The organism is Treponema sp. R6D11 (genome assembly GCF_054786075.1).
In genome coordinates, this window is record NZ_BDHD01001253.1 from 1 (window position 1) to 349 (window position 349).

A 349-nucleotide genomic window follows, 5' to 3' on the forward strand; every position below is an offset into this window, starting at 1 on the left:
AAAGCAATTTGGCGCTGGATCATTAATCAAACTGGGGACGCATGATGCGGCTTCAGGCATCGAGGTAGTGCCTTCAGGCTCTATCCTTTTGGACGAGGCGTTAGGCATCGGCGGCTACCCTCGGGGCAGAATTATCGAGATTTTCGGTCCCGAATCGTCAGGTAAGACGACTCTTGCCTTGCACGCTATCGCCGAAGCTCAAAAATTGGGCGGAAATGCGGCATTCATCGACGCTGAACACGCCCTAGACCCTGTTTACGCTAAGAATTTGGGCGTAAACATCGACGACCTTTGGGTTTCACAGCCCGATAACGGCGAGCAAGCGATGGAAATCACCGAAAGCCTTGTC

At 52.7% G+C, this 349-nt stretch carries 1 protein-coding gene; it reads left to right on the forward strand.

Features of this window, described 5'->3' with window-relative positions; translation table 11 throughout:
* A partial coding sequence (locus tag ACYVTD_RS18325; protein WP_461249029.1) for an ATPase domain-containing protein occupies nt 1–349 on the forward strand: 349 nt, incomplete at both ends.